Annotated in this window: 17 protein-coding genes and 3 tRNA genes; 11 read left to right on the top strand and 9 right to left on the bottom strand. The window is 45.1% G+C overall.

The window, feature by feature from the left end; genetic code table 11:
- Window positions 1-8: 8 nt before the first annotated feature.
- Window positions 9-1,001, bottom strand: a complete 993-nt coding sequence (locus CI960_RS00930) for a sugar phosphate isomerase/epimerase (protein WP_005859333.1) — start codon at window positions 999-1,001, stop codon at window positions 9-11.
- Window positions 1,002-1,014: 13 nt separating this feature from the next.
- Entirely contained in the window at window positions 1,015-2,169 is a 1,155-nt protein-coding gene (locus tag CI960_RS00925) for a Gfo/Idh/MocA family protein (protein WP_005859335.1), read from the bottom strand.
- 155 nt (window positions 2,170-2,324) lie between these two features.
- Here CI960_RS00925 and CI960_RS00920 point away from each other — a divergent pair, with 155 nt between their 5' ends.
- Window positions 2,325-3,284 (top strand): hypothetical protein, encoded by a 960-nt coding sequence (locus tag CI960_RS00920; protein WP_005859337.1) that lies wholly within the window; start codon window positions 2,325-2,327, stop codon window positions 3,282-3,284.
- A gap of 57 nt (window positions 3,285-3,341) precedes the next feature.
- Here CI960_RS00920 and CI960_RS00915 read toward each other — a convergent pair whose 3' ends face one another.
- Entirely contained in the window at window positions 3,342-3,653 is a 312-nt protein-coding gene (locus tag CI960_RS00915; protein ID WP_005859339.1) for an STAS domain-containing protein, read from the bottom strand.
- Between the two features lie 11 nt (window positions 3,654-3,664).
- Complete coding sequence (locus tag CI960_RS00910) at window positions 3,665-4,078, bottom strand: ATP-binding protein (RefSeq protein ID WP_005859341.1); 414 nt, start codon at window positions 4,076-4,078, stop codon at window positions 3,665-3,667.
- Window positions 4,079-4,175: 97 nt separating this feature from the next.
- Between CI960_RS00910 and CI960_RS00905 the strand changes: the two genes are divergently transcribed.
- The gene (locus CI960_RS00905) at window positions 4,176-4,589 is read left to right on the top strand and encodes a hypothetical protein (RefSeq protein ID WP_005859344.1); all 414 of its coding nucleotides are present in this window, start codon (window positions 4,176-4,178) and stop codon (window positions 4,587-4,589) included.
- A gap of 89 nt (window positions 4,590-4,678) precedes the next feature.
- Here CI960_RS00905 and CI960_RS00900 read toward each other — a convergent pair.
- Both CI960_RS00900 and recO read right to left on the bottom strand, forming a co-directional pair.
- Window positions 4,679-4,750 (bottom strand) — tRNA-Arg (locus CI960_RS00900).
- A gap of 187 nt (window positions 4,751-4,937) precedes the next feature.
- Complete coding sequence (gene recO / locus CI960_RS00890) at window positions 4,938-5,663, bottom strand: DNA repair protein RecO (RefSeq protein ID WP_010182204.1); 726 nt, start codon at window positions 5,661-5,663, stop codon at window positions 4,938-4,940.
- 77 nt (window positions 5,664-5,740) lie between these two features.
- On the opposite strand from recO, the gene CI960_RS00885 reads away from it, so the two are divergent.
- The 9 genes from CI960_RS00885 (at window position 5,741) to CI960_RS00845 (ending at window position 13,990) form a co-directional block, all read left to right on the top strand.
- On the top strand, window positions 5,741-6,145 hold the full coding sequence (locus CI960_RS00885; protein ID WP_005859368.1) for a DUF2721 domain-containing protein: 405 nt from the start codon (window positions 5,741-5,743) through the stop codon (window positions 6,143-6,145).
- 116 nt (window positions 6,146-6,261) lie between these two features.
- Window positions 6,262-6,333 (top strand) — tRNA-Glu (locus CI960_RS00880).
- Between the two features lie 41 nt (window positions 6,334-6,374).
- The gene (gene rpsT / locus CI960_RS00875) at window positions 6,375-6,629 is read left to right on the top strand and encodes a 30S ribosomal protein S20 (RefSeq protein ID WP_005859369.1); all 255 of its coding nucleotides are present in this window, start codon (window positions 6,375-6,377) and stop codon (window positions 6,627-6,629) included.
- A gap of 68 nt (window positions 6,630-6,697) precedes the next feature.
- A tRNA-Glu gene (locus CI960_RS00870) sits at window positions 6,698-6,772 on the top strand.
- 171 nt (window positions 6,773-6,943) lie between these two features.
- Complete coding sequence (gene gyrB / locus CI960_RS00865) at window positions 6,944-8,899, top strand: DNA topoisomerase (ATP-hydrolyzing) subunit B (protein WP_005859370.1); 1,956 nt, start codon at window positions 6,944-6,946, stop codon at window positions 8,897-8,899.
- Complete coding sequence (locus CI960_RS00860; RefSeq protein WP_005859371.1) at window positions 8,892-10,676, top strand: gamma-glutamyl-gamma-aminobutyrate hydrolase family protein; 1,785 nt, start codon at window positions 8,892-8,894, stop codon at window positions 10,674-10,676. The genes gyrB and CI960_RS00860 overlap by 8 nt, the downstream gene beginning before the upstream one ends.
- 22 nt (window positions 10,677-10,698) lie before the next feature.
- Window positions 10,699-12,549 (top strand): fused gamma-glutamyl-gamma-aminobutyrate hydrolase/peptidase, encoded by a 1,851-nt coding sequence (locus CI960_RS00855; RefSeq protein WP_005859372.1) that lies wholly within the window; start codon window positions 10,699-10,701, stop codon window positions 12,547-12,549.
- Between the two features lie 13 nt (window positions 12,550-12,562).
- Window positions 12,563-13,552, top strand: a complete 990-nt coding sequence (locus tag CI960_RS00850; protein WP_005859373.1) for a M28 family peptidase — start codon at window positions 12,563-12,565, stop codon at window positions 13,550-13,552.
- Between the two features lie 12 nt (window positions 13,553-13,564).
- Window positions 13,565-13,990, top strand: a complete 426-nt coding sequence (locus CI960_RS00845) for a SufE family protein (protein WP_005859374.1) — start codon at window positions 13,565-13,567, stop codon at window positions 13,988-13,990.
- 117 nt (window positions 13,991-14,107) lie between these two features.
- Here the strand turns inward: CI960_RS00845 and CI960_RS00840 are convergent, their stop codons facing one another.
- The 3 genes from CI960_RS00840 to CI960_RS00830 form a co-directional block, all read right to left on the bottom strand.
- Window positions 14,108-14,707 carry a ribonuclease HII gene (locus CI960_RS00840; protein WP_005859375.1) on the bottom strand — a complete coding sequence of 200 codons (600 nt, stop codon included), beginning with the start codon at window positions 14,705-14,707 and terminating at the stop codon, window positions 14,108-14,110.
- 73 nt (window positions 14,708-14,780) lie between these two features.
- Window positions 14,781-15,179, bottom strand: coding sequence for a VanZ family protein (locus tag CI960_RS00835; protein WP_010182212.1), 399 nt, complete (start codon window positions 15,177-15,179; stop codon window positions 14,781-14,783).
- 2 nt (window positions 15,180-15,181) lie between these two features.
- Window positions 15,182-16,396, bottom strand: coding sequence for an aminotransferase class V-fold PLP-dependent enzyme (locus CI960_RS00830; protein ID WP_005859377.1), 1,215 nt, complete (start codon window positions 16,394-16,396; stop codon window positions 15,182-15,184).
- Between the last annotated feature and the right edge of the window lie 114 nt (window positions 16,397-16,510).

Genomic DNA, 16,510 nt, shown 5'->3' with positions numbered 1-16,510 from the left:
ATAATTATTTATTCCTTTCCGAAACAAGCGTCGAACGCATGTGCGGAAGGTTGGAAATCCACTCTCTTCACCAATTCGCAAGATTCCCGTGCCCCATGTTCCCGATCCATAGCGCTATCTTCCCATTCCACGGAAAGCGGACCTTGATAGCCAATTGAATTCAAAGCACGGATAATCTCCTCAAAATTAATCTTTCCTCGTCCTAAGCTACGGAAATTCCAATATCGACGGGGATCGCCGAAAGTAACATGACCGCCGAATATACCCACCTGCTTAGGGGTATCACTCCAATATACGTCCTTCATATGCACATGGAAGATACGCTCCGGAAACTGATAGATGAAATCCACATAGTCCACCCCTTGATATCCTAGATGACTCGGATCATAGTTAAAACCGAAAGCAGGATGGTTATTTACCGCCTCCAATGCTCTGCGTGCGGAAAAAGTATCGAACGCGATCTCTGTAGGATGTACCTCCAACGCAAAACGTACACCCAGTTTCTGAAACTCATCCAAGATGGGCGTAAAGCGACGGGCGAAATCATCATACCCCTTTTGTATCATCGCGTCCGTTACCGGAGGGAAAGAATACAAATAATGCCAAATAGAACTACCCGTAAAACCTACAACCGTATCGACTCCCAGCATCTTTGCCGCATGAGCGGTCCGGATCATCTCCTCGGTAGCCCGTTGGTGAACCCCTTCCGGATCGCCATCTCCCCAAATATAATCCGGCAAGATCGCCTTATGGCGCTCATCGATATTATCGCAAACAGCCTGTCCTACCAAATGGGTAGAGATCGCATAAAGCCGTAAGTCATATTTCTTTAACAGATCCTTGATTCCTTGATAATAAGCCGTATCCGTACGTCGGACATCCACATGATCGGGAAGTCCCAATTCCACACCGTCGTATCCGAATTCTTTCGCTTTTTGACAAACTGTTTCCAGTGATAAATCTCCCCACTGGAGGGTATACAATGTTACAGGACGTGCCATAATAGTATTATTTTTAGTCGATTATTTTTATCCATTTATTCTCTGTCGATCCGGTAGCTACAATCGTCTCGATAAACCGCATGCCACGGACACCGTCTTCGGCGGAAGGGAAATCCAAGGTCTCAGGAGCCGGTTCCTCACCAGCCAGAATCGATTGCAAAGCCAAGGCGAAATTCCAATACAAATTAGCGAATGCCTCTATATAGCCTTCCGGATGCCCGCCCGGTGTACGGGAATTATGAGCGGCGATACCCGACATATATCCATTGGAAGTACGGACGATCTCCGCTGGACGATCCGGCCAACGCATAACCATCGTATTCGGTTCTTCTTGACGCCATTCCAACCCACCTTTCTCTCCATACACACGAATATTCAAGCCATTCTCTACACCTACGGCGATCTGGCTAGCGGTCAGCACCCCTTTCGCACCTCCCTCATAACGGATCAATGCCGCCCCATCGTCATCCAAAAGACGATCCGGCACGAAGGTATTCAATTCACCGCATAATTCCACGGCCTTCAGCCCTGTTATATATTCCGCCAGATTAAACGCATGCGTCCCGATATCCCCCATGCAACCGGCCTTGCCCGACCGACCGGGATCCACCCGCCAAGCCGCCTGCTTATTAACATCAGCGCAGTCATTATATAGCCAGCCTTGAGGATATTCCACATAAATACGGCGTATCTTACCTAAATCCCCCCTGCGTACCCTTTCCCGAGCCTCCTTCACCATCGGGTAAGCGGTATAGGTATGAGTCAGCATAAACAATTTTCCGGTTTCCTTCACTTTGTCTCGTAATTGCTTCGCCTCATCCAAGGTATATGTCATCGGTTTATCCAGTACGACATGGAAACCATGTTCCAACGCCATCATGGCCGGACCGAAATGCACATGATTCGGGGTAACGATAGACACAAAATCCATCCGTTCGCCTTCAGGCAGGGCGGCCTCTTTCTCTATCATTTCCTGATAAGATGCGTAAATACGATTATCCGGTAAAAATAAAGATTGTCCGGTAGCCAATGAATTCTCCGGGCGAGAACTGAAGCATCCACAGACCAACTCGATCTGTCCGTCTAAATTAGCGGCGATACGATGAACGGCCCCGATAAACGAGCCTTGTCCTCCACCGACCATTCCCATTCTGATTTTTCGTTTCATGGTATTATTCCGTTTTATTAAACTAAGGTAATTACATTGTTGATTCACAAAGCTATGAAAAATAACCCTGCGTACGCCAATTTAACAGCTTAATATTTTTTAATTCACAAAATATATCGTTCCTTTGCGTCAAACATTTACCAAAAATATCAACTATGAAGAAAAATGAATTAGTGGCTATCGCCTGTCTGCTTTGTTTTTGTTGTTGTAATGGAACGGAAAAGGAAGTACCTAACCCCGACCTACAAGAGGAATTATCCCCCATACAGTTTACGATCGATTTACAAAAGGAAGTATTACCCTTCCCCGTAACCAAGAGTATTCCCGAGCTGAATATCCCTGAGCCTATTCCCCAAAATCCCGATGCCGAGGAAGATCCTTCTACACCGGATATCGATCCGGATAATTTATACAACCGGATCGATTATATCGTATACCAAAGCGGAAAACCGGACATTCTGGTAAAACATAAGCAATTCACGCCTCAAGATCCGGATTTCACGATCATTTATGATTCACTGCCCTCCGGCGACTATCATATTTGTTTCCTAGCCCACTCAGACAAGAATATCTCCGTGTCCGGACAAACCGCACTATTCAGTAAAGTATCAGATACGTTTCATCTTTTTCTCACCCAAGAAGTACAAGCGGGAGAAAGAATCATTAAAGATATCACCTTACAAAGAATCGTCGGCAAAATAGAGTTCATATCCGCCGATGCCGTATCTAAAGCCCTAAAAAGCTTCACGATAAATGTCTCCAATTATCAAAACAAGATTGACTTAACCACCGGGAATGGCATTTCTCAAAACACGCCTTATACACAAACCGACACTTTTAACGACTCTGATATCGGGAAAACAAATTTCTCCCATTCCTTCTTCACGTTTATCCCGGCTCCGGAATTCATGCTCAAAGCACACCTCTCGGCCAAAAATCAGATAAATGAAGTAACCCGGGAAAGAGAGGTTAATGACATCCTGCCTCTCATAAATCACATTATTCGTTATACTGGGATTCTCTACACCCCGAAGGAATCAGACGATACCTTCACCCTTGATATATTAAACGGTGGCAAATGGGATAGCCCCATCGACAAAGATCTAAAAGATTAATACAAAACCGGTGTGCCAAATTTGACACACCGGCTACCTTTTTCCTAACCTTCACACTTATTTTGCGTCTTCTATCTTGAAGAGAGCGTTAAATCCCGTCAAACTAAAGGTCTCACGAACCACATTCCGCATACCGATCAAACGTAAAGACCCTTTCTTGGCAGTCGTCATTTTTTGTAATATTAAAAACAATCGGAGGCCCGCACTACTCACATATTCCAAATCAGAACAATCGACACATACTTTTACTCCCGGATTCTCCCATACCGGCAAAACCTTTTCCTCGCATTCGCGAGCCGTATTCGTATCCAATCTTCCTTTGATCTTAATTACAGTCTCTTCACCTTTTTGGTCAATAACTACTTCCATATCTTTATATTTTATTCGGTTATTTTTTTCTTCATGATAAAGACATTCCGCTCATCTACTCTCTGATAAGAGACCTCATCCATAATCTTCTTGATCAAGAAAATACCCAACCCTCCGATTGGACGGTCTTCGGCAGATAAAGTAATATCAGGGTCTTTTCTTAAAGTCGGATCGAAAGCAATCCCATGATCTATCAAAGTCACGATCAATTCCCCACCTTCCCTGACCAACGAAATGTCTACGGCATCCTCAACATCTCCCTTATACGCATAAAAAATTATATTTGAGACAGCTTCTTCCATCACCAGATTCAGGCTCATCATGAAAGCGGTGCTTAATCCCAATTCTTCTCCAGCTTCCTCCAAGAACTGATTCATCATGGAAAGCTCATGAATATCGTTCTTAATGCGTAATGTTTTTTGCATATATCTGAAAATTTTGCGCTAAAGATATAAAAAAAAGAAATATCCTTTCCTTAAATTTGTATCTTTACCTTCGAATAGTATTTAAAGGTATAGAGTTATGGCTAAAAGATATTTAATAAACATATTCTTATTGATCGCCGTCTTATGCGGGTTCAGTAGTTGCGAGGAGGATCCGTATTATGATCCGTATGAGGAAATCACCTATGATTTATGTAATTATGTATGGACTGATTGGTTTGTCGTAGACGGTTTAGATTGTGAGCAGCAACTTACATTTAATCCGGATGGGAAAGGATGGGATACAAGAATTTATCATTACCCAAGCGGACGCATAGATCGAGAGGAAATTCCATTCTACTGGGACTGGAACAATTACTATACCGATATACTTTATATGGACTATGAAGACGGCCAAACAACACTAGAGAACGTATGGATTAGTGGTCGGACTTTTAAATGTCTATATAATGGCGAATGGGTAACGTTTAAGGCCTATCAAATAGGTCTCTAAAGGATATCTTTACGTACTTCCCCGGCAAAATCATACAATCCATCAAAAAGACAGGGATCTTTCCTCAATTGTTCGAACAGTCATACAAGTAGTCTCGCCGGGAATCGAACCCGGATCTAAAGTTTAGGAAACTTCTATTCTATCCGTTGAACTACAAGACCAACTCTTTTGAGATTGCAAAAGTATAATCTTTTCCTCAAATAGGCAACCGTTATCGGATGTTTTTCCCGCCTATCCGGAAGCTTCTCATTATTTCCGAAAAAACATGTACGTGTTTCCGGAAAAACATGTACGTCTTTTTCAAAAAACACGTACGTGTTTTCAAGAGCTAATATAACATCAAATAGATCAATCAAATAAGCTTTGCATCACCGATAACGATTTGATTTCCGGAAAATCCGGGAGATGTAGACGGTAATACTCAAGAATACGATGAATAATACGGGCCCGCTCTTGCCGGGAAAAACCATAAAGCGACATATTCTCAAAACTGATACGCAGCAAACGGGAAAAGAAAGCGCTCTCCACCTTATTTAAATAATGCCGATGCATCGGGATATGATCCGTAAACACCCCATTCAACATATCGAAATAATATCCCACCCTATGCGATTCCATATTCGGGAAAATACCGAGATGGTGGAGAAGACCTAACAAGAAAACCATATGAAAATTAGCGATACCTTTATCCGCATACTCCAATAGATGTATGGACTCGTATAAATAATCAAATAAACGGGGATCCGGCTCCGTATCTTTCACGACCCTAAAAAGAACCTCCGAGAGGAAAAGCGCCAATACATTCTTAACCGGATCACAACAAACATCATTCAGCGGAAAACAAATGCGGGTCTCCTTAATCCGGTGCAAGTCCCGCTTATTCAAGTGCTCCACCTCCATTTCCAGAACGGACAAAGGTATAAACAAAGCCTTCGATACCGTGCTTTTCTTCCCTCGGCTACGACTAACCAGATACGAGGCCCGGCCAAACGCCTCCGTATACATATATATAATAGAATATTTATCATTGTAAGGGATCGTATGCAAGACAATCCCCCTCGTTTTACACAACATAATTCGTATCTTTGCGACGATGATTAAGAACAAAGATACTCAAATTAACGTTATACATATAATTAAAGTATAGAATTATGTTGGACTTAACGACCCCTTCTTTATTATTTTCCGCCATATCATTGATATTGTTGGCCTATACGAATCGCTTCCTTTCATACGCCAGCGTAGTGCGTGCCTTGAAAGAAAAGCATCAGCAAACCCATGACCCCAAGGATATCGCCCAGATAGCGAACCTGCGGAAAAGGCTCTATCTGACCCGTTCCATGCAAATATTAGGAATACTCAGTTTGCTGCTCTGCGTGATCGCTATGTTCTTCATTTATGTATCGTGGCAGGTTTTCGCCGCATGGATATTTGGCATAGCCTTATTGCTATTAGCGGCGTCGTTATGTGTATGTATCTGGGAAATAAATATTTCCGTTAAAGCCTTGGAAATTCATCTGGAAGATATAAGTTCTAAAGAGAAGTTAAAACAGTGAGTAGTATTAAATTTTCCTTCGAAATGTTTTGCCAGTTCAGAGAGATCGTCTATCTTTGCACTCGCAATCGGGAAATCACTTTCTTAGAACGCTATAAGTGAGAGCTTTGACATTTTGGCCCATTCGTCTATCGGCTAGGACGCAAGATTTTCATTCTTGAAAGAGGGGTTCGATTCCCCTATGGGCTACAATAAACAGGATTAAAAAACAATAAAGAGAAGATCTAGAAATGGCAAATCATAAGTCATCAATCAAGAGAATCAGACAGACAAACGCAAGACGTTTGCGTAACAGATATTACGCAAAGACAGCTAGAAACGCTATGAAAGTTTTGCGCGCTACTGAAGACAAGAATGAGGCACAAGCTTTATTCCCTAAGGTATGCTCTATGTTGGATAAGCTTGCAAAAAAGAACGTTATCCACAAGAACAAGGCCGGTAATCTGAAATCTAAGTTGGCTAAGCACGTTAATGCGCTAGCATAAGCAGAAGGTAATTACTTTTACAAGTATAAAGCCGGACTCTCAATAAGCCCGGCTTTTTTAAACCTGATGGCCCATTCGTCTATCGGCTAGGACGCAAGATTTTCATTCTTGAAAGAGGGGTTCGATTCCCCTATGGGCTACCAATCAAAAGGAGAGAGATAAGTTTATGGCTTATCTCTCTCCTTTTTTACTACACCCGTCCTTTTTTCGCTATTTTCACATCCCCCACTTCGCTATCTCGATAAAAATCACTACATTTGTTAGATTTTTTTTGAGGACATAGATAATTACAGATTTTAAAGAAAGATAAACTCATGAGTGAAGAAATTAAGAATACTTCTACAGAGTACTCCGCAGATAGTATTCAAGTACTTGAAGGGTTAGAGGCAGTACGAAAAAGGCCATCCATGTATATTGGCGATACCAGCGAGAAAGGTCTCCATCACTTAGTGTATGAGGTCGTAGATAACTCCATAGACGAAGCGCTAGCCGGATATTGTACATACATCGACGTGGTAATCAATGAGGACAACTCGATCACGGTTACCGACGACGGCCGTGGTATCCCCGTGGATATTCATGAGAAAGAAGGTAAATCAGCCTTGGAGGTAGTACTGACAGTGCTGCACGCCGGCGGTAAGTTCGACAAGGGAACCTATAAAGTATCCGGTGGTTTGCACGGTGTGGGTGTATCTTGCGTAAACGCCCTCTCTACTTATCTGAAAGCGGAAGTTCGCAGGAACGGCAAAGTACATATGCAGGAGTTCTCTTGCGGAAAGCCGTTGCACGACGTACAGGTTATCGATAATACGGATAAAACAGGTACTACGATCTCTTTCAAGCCGGACGGTTCTATCTTTACGGTCACGGAATACAAGTATGATATCTTGGCTACCCGTTTGCGTGAATTAGCATTCTTGAACGCAGGTATTACGCTACGTCTGACAGATAAGCGAGTTCTGAAAGAAGACGGTTCATTCAAGTCCGAGGTATTCCATTCGGATGAGGGATTGAAAGAGTTTGTCCGCTATATCGACCGTTCTAAAGAGAAACTGATTCCAGACGTAATCCATATCGTTACCGAGAAGCAGGGTATCCCTGTCGAGGTGGCGTTAACTTATAATACTTCTTACAACGAGAGCGTATTCTCTTACGTAAATGATATTAACACGATAGAAGGTGGTACACACTTAGCCGGTTTCCGCCGGGGTCTGACCCGTACGTTGAAAAAGTACGCCGAGGATTCTAAATTATTGGAGAAAGCCAAGGTGGAGATTCAAGGGGATGACTTCCGTGAAGGTTTGACCGCCGTTATCTCTATCAAGGTAGCCGAGCCTCAGTTTGAGGGACAGACAAAGACGAAGCTGGGTAATAGCGAGGTTACCGGTGCCGTGGATATGGCGATCGGCGAGGCGTTAGGCTATTATTTGGAAGAACATCCGAAAGAGGCGAAAATAATCGTCGACAAGGTGATCTTGGCCGCTCAAGCCCGCCATGCCGCTCGTAAGGCTCGCGAATTGGTACAACGCAAATCTCCGCTGACAGGAGGTGGGCTCCCCGGTAAATTGGCGGACTGTTCCTCTAAAGACGCAGCGATCTGCGAATTGTTCCTTGTCGAGGGAGACTCCGCAGGGGGTACGGCTAAGCAAGGACGCGACCGTAACTTCCAAGCGATCCTACCATTGCGCGGTAAGATATTGAACGTGGAGAAAGCGATGGATCATAAGATCTTCGAAAGCGAGGAAATCCAGAACATCTATCGCGCGATGGGCGTAACCGTCGGTACGGAGGATGACCCGAAAGCGTTGAACATGGAGAAGCTGCGTTACCACAAGGTGATTATCATGACCGATGCCGATGTGGACGGTAGCCACATCGCCACATTGATCTTGACCTTCTTCTTCCGCCGTATGCGTTCCTTGATCGAGAACGGATATGTGTATCTGGCGACTCCTCCCCTCTATTTGTGTAAGAAAGGTAAGGTTGAGGAATATTGCTGGACCGAGCAACAACGTCAGCAGTTCATCTTAAAATATGGAGGAGGCAACGAGAACTCGATCCATACACAACGATACAAAGGTTTGGGAGAAATGAACGACCATCAATTGTGGGATACGACCATGAACCCGGAAAACCGTACGTTAAAGCAAATCACGATCGACAACGCAGCCGAGGCTGACCAAATCTTCGCCATGTTGATGGGTGAAGACGTAGGCCCTCGCCGCGAGTTTATCGAGGAAAACGCTACATATGCTAACATAGATGCTTAAAATCATGAAAGTCCGTCGTCCGAATCTAGAGGCCCTATACAAAGAAGTTGATAATTATATACCGGCTAAAGAAAGCCTTCAACCTCCCCGAATAGGAATATCCGCTAACCGGAGAGACGGACTTTCCTGTATAGCGGAGACCTACGTGCAAGCCGTGCTGGATGCGGGGGGAGCCCCGGTACTTATCCCGGTGATCACGGATCTGAAAGCATTGACCGTACTGGTTTCCGAACTAGACGGATTAGTTATGAGCGGGGGTGGAGACATCAATCCGCTCTATTTGCATGAGGAGCCTATCCCGCAATTGCAAGACGTAGATACGTTACGTGACGAATACGATTTGATCTTGCTTCGCTTGGCCGCTAACCGACAAATTCCGATCATGGGTATTTGCCGGGGGCATCAGATCATGAATGTAGCGTTCGGAGGAAGTGTCTATCAAGACATCCATTCACAAGCCAATCATGCTCTATTGAAACACAGCCAGACATTGGCTCGGGAATATCCGTCGCATACGGTAACACTCGAACCGGGAATGAACCGCCTACGTACTATTTTCAATGGAGATGAACAAATCCTTGTCAACTCTTTCCACCATCAAGCGGTAAAAGAGGTCGCCCCCGGATTTAGAGCGACAGCGACCGCCCCGGATGGAATCAATGAGGCTATGGAACATACGGAGAAAACGATATTCGGTGTACAATGGCATCCGGAGGCCATGGCTCCGCAAGGGGATGAGGCCATGAAAGCCCTATTCGCTTACCATATCGAGAATGCCCGCCGTTTCGCAAAAGCCAAAGCGATCCATCAACGGATCGTGACGATCGATTCCCATACAGATACCCCAATGATCTTTCCCGGTGAATTTAATATCGGGGAGAAAGAAGGAGGGAAAGTGAATCTTCCTTTTATGGAAGAAGGGCGTATCGACGCGACCTTTATGGTCGCCTATATCCCGCAAGGTAAACGAGATGAGGCATCCTTACAGGCAGCGACAGCGTATGCGATAGAACGGCTGAATCAAGTAAAACGCCAGCAAACCTTACATCCGGACCGGATGGTTATAGCGACTACCCCCCAAGAGATCCGGACGATTAAGGCGCAAGGGAAAAAAGCGATCTGCCTCGGCATCGAGAACGGGTACGCTTTAGGGAAGCTGGTCGAAAACCTACGAATGTTCAAGGAGATGGGAGTTTCTTATATCACCTTATGCCATAATGGGGATAACGATATTTGTGATTCCGCTAGAGGAAAACAGGAATGGAAAGGACTAAGTCCTTTCGGTAAGGAAGTGGTAAAAGAGATGAACCGATTAGGAATCATGGTTGATATCTCGCATGCGGCGGAAAGTACCTTTTATCAGGTACTGGAAGTGAGCGAGACGCCAATCATAGCCTCCCACTCTTCCGCACGTGCGCTTTGCGATCATCCCCGCAATTTAACGGATGATCAACTGAAAGCGCTGGCCGCTCAAGGGGGTGTCGCCCAAATCTGCCTATACAAAGGATTCATCAATAAGGAAGAGGAAAAAGCTTCTTTAAGCGACGCTATCCGCCATATCAATCATATCGTGGATTTAATCGGTATCGATCATGTAGGAATCGGCTCGGATTTTGACGGAGACGGGGAACTGATCGGTTGCTCGGCTACCAATGAGTTGATTAACATTACCGTCCGACTTTTAGAAGAAGGATATACAGAAGAAGATATACGGAAAATATGGGGTGGGAACTTGCTAAGGGTTATGACCGCTATACAAGATTTTCCAAACAAATAGCAAACGAAAACAACTACATATTATGAAAAATATCTTATACACAGCAATATGCGCCTGTAGTATCTTATGTGGAGCACAGGCACAGACACCCGGATCGGAAGTCCCCAACTTAAAAAAGCTATATGAGTTGACAGACTCTTGCGATGTAAACGTGCGGGCACGATTCTCCCCATTGATCGGGATTTCCGCCAGTATCTCAAGTGGTGCTTCCCGGGTAGGGGCCACCTATATCCAATCCATCGTAAAGGCAGGGGGAACTCCGATTATCATCCCGGCTGTTACTGACGGTAAAGTACTCAGGAATATCGTATCGAATTTAGACGGGTTAGTTCTTATAGGAGGAGCGGATGTAAACCCTCTATGGTATGAGGAGGAGCCTCGGGAAAAGCTGGAGGAAGTCGATCCGGTACGCGATTTGTATGAGTTGAAACTAATCAAGATGGCTACCGATCAAAATATTCCCGTCTTAGGCATATGCCGGGGATTGCAACTGTTGAATGTAGCGTTTGGCGGTACGCTTTACCAAGACATCCCCTCACAACGTGGCGATCATTCTGTCAAGCATAGGCAAGATTTACCCAGTTCGTATGGCTCACACCGTGTCTTTGTTGACGCGAACTCACAGCTAGCCTCTATTCTAGGGAAAGATACCTTAGCCGTAAACTCTCTTCATCATCAAGCGATCAAGGAGTTGGCGCCTATCTTCAAGGCTACCGCTTATGCGCCCGACAGTATTATCGAGGCTATCGACGCTTATCCGAATCGATCCATCATGGGAGTTCAATGGCATCCGGAAGCGTTGACTTACGGAGGCGACACTACGATGTTAAGGATATTCCGCCATCTGATAGGAAAGGCCGAGACTTTCCACCAAGCCAAAGAGATGCACAAGCATTTCCTTTCCGTAGATACACATACCGATACTCCTTTCTGGTTCAAACGTGCCGGATTCAGCATCGCGGACCGGGAACGTAACCGGGTAAACATCCCTAAGATGCAAGAAGGGAAACTAGACGGGGTGTTCCTTGCGGCCTTCATCGGACAAGGTAAACGTGATGAGGTCTCTTTACAAGAAGCCGTACAAAAAGTAACAGGCTTGATCGAAGGTATTCGCAAGCAAGCTGAATTGAATAAGGATTTATGTGGCATCGCCATTACGAACCAAGACTTCATCCGCTTGAAGAATGAAGGGAAAAAAGCGTTCTTTATCGGTATAGAGAATGGATACGGCATTGGTAAGGATCTGGCGAATATCGCTAAGTTCAAGGCGATAGGTGTCAATTATATCACGCTCTGCCACTCCTACGATAACGATATTTGCGACTCATCCACCCATACCAAGAAAGAATGGGACGGTTTAAGTCCGTTTGGTGAAGAGGTTGTGAAAGAGATGAATCGCCAAGGTATCATGGTGGATATGTCTCATGCCTCTGAGAAGTCATTTTGGGATGTTATCAAATTGTCCAAGGCCCCGATCATCTGCTCGCATTCCTCATCCATGGCGATGTGCAAGCACGACCGTAACCTGACCGACGAACAACTAAAGGCCCTTGCCCAAAATGGAGGCGTAGCGCAAGTTTGCTTGCTCGACCGCTATATCAATGAGGATTATAAAAACGCGAGCCTTACCGACGCGATCGAACATATCGATCATATGGTGAAAGTCGCCGGTATCGATCATGTAGGTATCGGCTCTGATTTTGATGGCGGTGGCGGAATTATCGGTTGCGAAAGTGACAACGATTTCATACAGATCACTGTTAAATTAATAGAGAAAGGATATACAGAGGAAGATATCGCCAAGATATGGGGTGGAAACTTGATGCGTGTATTAGACGAGGTTCAAGCGACTGCCTCCGTAAAAACATTATAAACAAAACAGATTTATGATCAGATTATTTTTTGCGTTATTGAGTTTTGCTCTTTTATCATGTGGAGCCAAAGGAACCAAAGAGACAGGTAATATGCCGGAGATCAAAAAACAACCGATCGCCTCAGCTGTTCCCGATTTCAACGCAGACAGCGCTTACGCCTATGTAGCGAACCAAGTCGCTTTTGGTCCCCGTGTACCTAACACGGCGGCTCATAAAGCATGCGGGGATTACTTAGCATCTGAATTGAAGCGCTTTGGCGCCAAAGTCTACCAACAGGAAGCGATACTGACCGCCTACGACGGAACGAAGCTGGAAGCGAGAAACATCATAGGCTCGTTTGATCCGGAGAATAGTAAACGTGTTTTACTATTCGCGCATTGGGACAGCCGTCCCTATTCGGACCACGATCCCGATCCTTCCAAGCACCGGACCCCATTGGACGGGGCGGACGATGGCGGTAGCGGCGTAGGTGCCTTATTGGAGATCGCCCGCCAAATCGGACAAAAAGCCCCGGGTATCGGCATCGATATTATTTTCTTCGATGCGGAGGATTATGGTACGCCGGAGTTCGTAACCGATTATACACCGGATAGCTGGTGCCTAGGTACCCAGTTCTGGGCAAAAAATCCGCATGTCCCTAATTATACGGCGGAATACGGAATCTTATTGGATATGGTGGGCGGCAAGAACGCCACGTTTTTCAAGGAGCAACAATCCTTACGTGCGGCAGCCCCGATCGTCGAGATGGTATGGAGCGCGGCCCGCGATCTGGGATATGGCAAATATTTCATTAACGCCGCAGGTGGAGCCATCACAGACGATCACCAATATGTGATTAGCGGACGTAATATCCCGAGTATCGACATCATTAACTACGACCCTGAGTCTAAAACAGGTTTCGCCAGTTATTGGCATACTCAAAAAGATAATATGGAGAATATAGACCGTGAGACTCTAAAAGCTGCCGGTCAAACCGTACTGGAAGTAATATACAATCGATAAAATACTGATAAAATGACAATCAATGAACTTCAAGACAATGTAATCGAAGAATTCTCAGTCTTCGATGATTGGATGGATAAATATGCGTTATTAATAGATCTGGGAAACTCCCTTCCCCCGCTCGATGAGAAATATAAAACGGAAAGCAACTTGATCGAGGGTTGCCAAAGCCGGGTTTGGTTCCAAGCGGATTATGCAGATGGAAAGATTATTTTCCAAGGAGAAAGCGACGCCGTGATCGTAAAAGGTATCGTATCCCTTTTGATCAATATCCTATCCGGCCATACCCCGCAGGAGATACTGGATGCCGATCTTTACTTTATCGACAAGGTAGGATTAAAAGAGCATTTATCCCCTACTCGTTCCAACGGGTTGGTAGCGATGGTGAAGCAAATGCGTCTGTACGCAATGGCTTACCGGGCAAAGGAACAACAATAAAAATAGGTGTTTTCACACGTATATAGGCACGAGCCGATACGTATATACGTGTAAGCCTACACCGATATAGGCATAGCCTCATACGTATATACGCATAAGGTTATGCCTATATACGTATTAAAAACCTAGTGTAAGCTGCTCCGGTAAAAGCGTGAATGTCTTGCGATGATAAGGCGTGATTCCGTGGGTACGAATCGCTTCCCTGTGGACCTTGGTAGGATAACCTTTATTGTCCAGCCAATGATAAGCGGGGTATTCCAAGGCCAATTCATTCATATAATCATCACGATAGGTTTTAGCCAATATAGAGGCGGCGGCGATACTCAGGTATTTGCCATCGCCTTTTACTACGGTCGTATGCGGAATATCGGGATAAGGGGTAAAACGGTTTCCATCGATCAATAAATGTTCCGGCCGTACTTTCAGTTGCTCGATCGCACGATGCATAGCCAAGAAAGAAGCCTTTAAGATATTAATCTTATCGATCTCTTCCGGACTGACGATGCCTACCGCCCAAGCGATCGCCTCACGTTCGATGACAGGACGAAGCTTATACCGTTTCTTCTCGCTTAATTGCTTGCTATCGTTTAAATCCTCATTCTTAAAATCTTCCGGAAGAATCACGGCGGCGGCGAATACCGCACCCGCCAAGCAGCCTCTTCCCGCCTCATCACACCCGGCCTCTATACGCCCGGTTTCCATATATGGTAATAACATATCCCAGTTTATTATTTATCGTATATATAGCTTTGTAGAGACGGAGCACGCCCCGTCTCTACAAGGTTGTACATTATTTTTGCTCATTCACAATCCAAGGGCGAAGCACGAACCAAGCGAATGCCGTAGCGGCGATCACCCCGCAAGTATTCGCCAAGAAATCAAACCAATCCCCACCCCGGTACGTCGTACAATATTCTTGCAATATCTCAATAATCCCACTCATAACGATCGGGCATAAAACTGCCCCGATCCAAGCATGCCATAATACCGTCTCATACTTCCGGTGATTCCGCAAGAACTCCAGCCATAGCATACCCGACATCCCCCCATACATACAGAAATGAACCACCTTGTCCACACCCGGGAATAAAGGGATATCATCCATCTTCGGCGGCTTAAAGAACGACAAGTAAATAACGACCAATATAATCGCCAGTGAAAACGGATATTTCTTAATATAATACATCATACTCAAAACATCTTCCGAACTCGTTCCACACCTGCGATGAACGTATCGATCTCCTCTTTCGTATTATAAAAGGAGAAAGACGCCCGCACCGTACCCTCGATTCCTAAGGCATGCATCAAAGGCTGGGCACAATGATGCCCTGTACGAACCGCTATTCCCAGACGGTCCAGCAACATCCCCATATCGTAATGATGGATATTACCCACCAAAAAAGAAAGCACCGCTCCTTTATGATCCGCTTGTCCAAAAATACGCATCCCTTCAATCGTATTTAATCCAGCGGTCGCATATCGTAGAAGCTCATCCTCATAAGTAGCTATATTCTCTATACCGATCCGGTCTACATACCGCAAAGCTTCCGCCAACGCCGTACTACCAATATAATCCGGAGTTCCCGCCTCGAACTTAAAGGGAAGTTCATTAAAAGTTGTCTTCTCGAACGAGACCGTAGCGATCATCTCGCCTCCTCCCTGATACGGAGGAAGTTTATCCAACCACTCCTCTTTACCATACAAGACCCCGATACCCGTCGGTCCGTAAATCTTATGCCCGGAGAAAACATAGAACTCCGCATCCAAGTCCTGCACATCCACCTTCATATGCGGAACGGCTTGAGCCCCGTCTACCAACACCGGTACGCCTTGTTCATGAGCGATCTCGATCATCGCCTTTACCGGATTTACCGTACCCAAGACGTTAGACACATGAGTCACGGAAACCAGACGAGTCTTATCCGAGAATAATTTACGATACTCATCCAGATTCAACTCCCCTTTCTCATTCATCGGGATCACCTTCAACGTAATACCTTTCCGGGCCGCTTGTATCTGCCAAGGAACGATATTGGAATGATGCTCCATCACGGACACGATCACCTCATCCCCTGCCGACATACATTCATCCGTAAAGCTGGAAGCGATCAGATTGATGGATTCCGTAGTTCCCCGGGTAAAAATAATCTCATTCGAGGAACGGGCATTCAAGAAATGCTGTACCGTTTTGCGAGCCTCCTCATGCGCCTCTGTCGCCGCTTGGCTCAAGAAATGTACGCCTCGGTGGATATTGGCGTTTACGTTATAATATCCATTCTCTATCTTTTCTACCACTTGACGAGGTTTCTGGGTAGTAGCGCCATTATCAAAATATATCAGCGGTTTATCGTATATCTTATGATCCAAGATCGGAAAGTCTTTTCGGATCGCTTGAACGTCTAACATAGTCTTACTTCTTTTTGTCTTAAAATTACGAGAGCCAAAGATACAAAAAAAAGGCTTTCTCGCTGAAAGAAAGCCTTTTTTATCATTACCTAACAGATATTACGCCTACACTTT

It is taken from the genome of Parabacteroides sp. CT06 (assembly GCF_002257605.1).
Classification (GTDB): Bacteria; Bacteroidota; Bacteroidia; order Bacteroidales; family Tannerellaceae; genus Parabacteroides; species Parabacteroides distasonis.
Note: the sequence above shows the minus strand (reverse complement) of the source record. Positions and strands in the feature narration are given on the sequence as shown.

What these genes read in the sequence shown, in the direction of transcription:
- CI960_RS00840 (WP_005859375.1), bottom strand. Translation starts at nt 14,707, where the DNA reads ATGTTATTACCATATATGGAAACCGGGCGTATAGAGGCCGGGTGTGAT.
- CI960_RS00850 (WP_005859373.1), top strand. Translation starts at nt 12,563, where the DNA reads ATGATCAGATTATTTTTTGCGTTATTGAGTTTTGCTCTTTTATCATGT.
- CI960_RS00860 (WP_005859371.1), top strand. Translation starts at nt 8,892, where the DNA reads ATGCTTAAAATCATGAAAGTCCGTCGTCCGAATCTAGAGGCCCTATAC.
- CI960_RS00855 (WP_005859372.1), top strand. Translation starts at nt 10,699, where the DNA reads ATGAAAAATATCTTATACACAGCAATATGCGCCTGTAGTATCTTATGT.
- CI960_RS00885 (WP_005859368.1), top strand. Translation starts at nt 5,741, where the DNA reads ATGTTGGACTTAACGACCCCTTCTTTATTATTTTCCGCCATATCATTG.
- rpsT (WP_005859369.1), top strand. Translation starts at nt 6,375, where the DNA reads ATGGCAAATCATAAGTCATCAATCAAGAGAATCAGACAGACAAACGCA.
- CI960_RS00830 (WP_005859377.1), bottom strand. Translation starts at nt 16,396, where the DNA reads ATGTTAGACGTTCAAGCGATCCGAAAAGACTTTCCGATCTTGGATCAT.
- CI960_RS00905 (WP_005859344.1), top strand. Translation starts at nt 4,176, where the DNA reads ATGGCTAAAAGATATTTAATAAACATATTCTTATTGATCGCCGTCTTA.
- CI960_RS00925 (WP_005859335.1), bottom strand. Translation starts at nt 2,169, where the DNA reads ATGAAACGAAAAATCAGAATGGGAATGGTCGGTGGAGGACAAGGCTCG.
- CI960_RS00910 (WP_005859341.1), bottom strand. Translation starts at nt 4,078, where the DNA reads ATGCAAAAAACATTACGCATTAAGAACGATATTCATGAGCTTTCCATG.
- CI960_RS00845 (WP_005859374.1), top strand. Translation starts at nt 13,565, where the DNA reads ATGACAATCAATGAACTTCAAGACAATGTAATCGAAGAATTCTCAGTC.
- recO (WP_010182204.1), bottom strand. Translation starts at nt 5,663, where the DNA reads ATGTTGTGTAAAACGAGGGGGATTGTCTTGCATACGATCCCTTACAAT.
- CI960_RS00915 (WP_005859339.1), bottom strand. Translation starts at nt 3,653, where the DNA reads ATGGAAGTAGTTATTGACCAAAAAGGTGAAGAGACTGTAATTAAGATC.
- CI960_RS00920 (WP_005859337.1), top strand. Translation starts at nt 2,325, where the DNA reads ATGAAGAAAAATGAATTAGTGGCTATCGCCTGTCTGCTTTGTTTTTGT.
- CI960_RS00835 (WP_010182212.1), bottom strand. Translation starts at nt 15,179, where the DNA reads ATGATGTATTATATTAAGAAATATCCGTTTTCACTGGCGATTATATTG.
- gyrB (WP_005859370.1), top strand. Translation starts at nt 6,944, where the DNA reads ATGAGTGAAGAAATTAAGAATACTTCTACAGAGTACTCCGCAGATAGT.
- CI960_RS00930 (WP_005859333.1), bottom strand. Translation starts at nt 1,001, where the DNA reads ATGGCACGTCCTGTAACATTGTATACCCTCCAGTGGGGAGATTTATCA.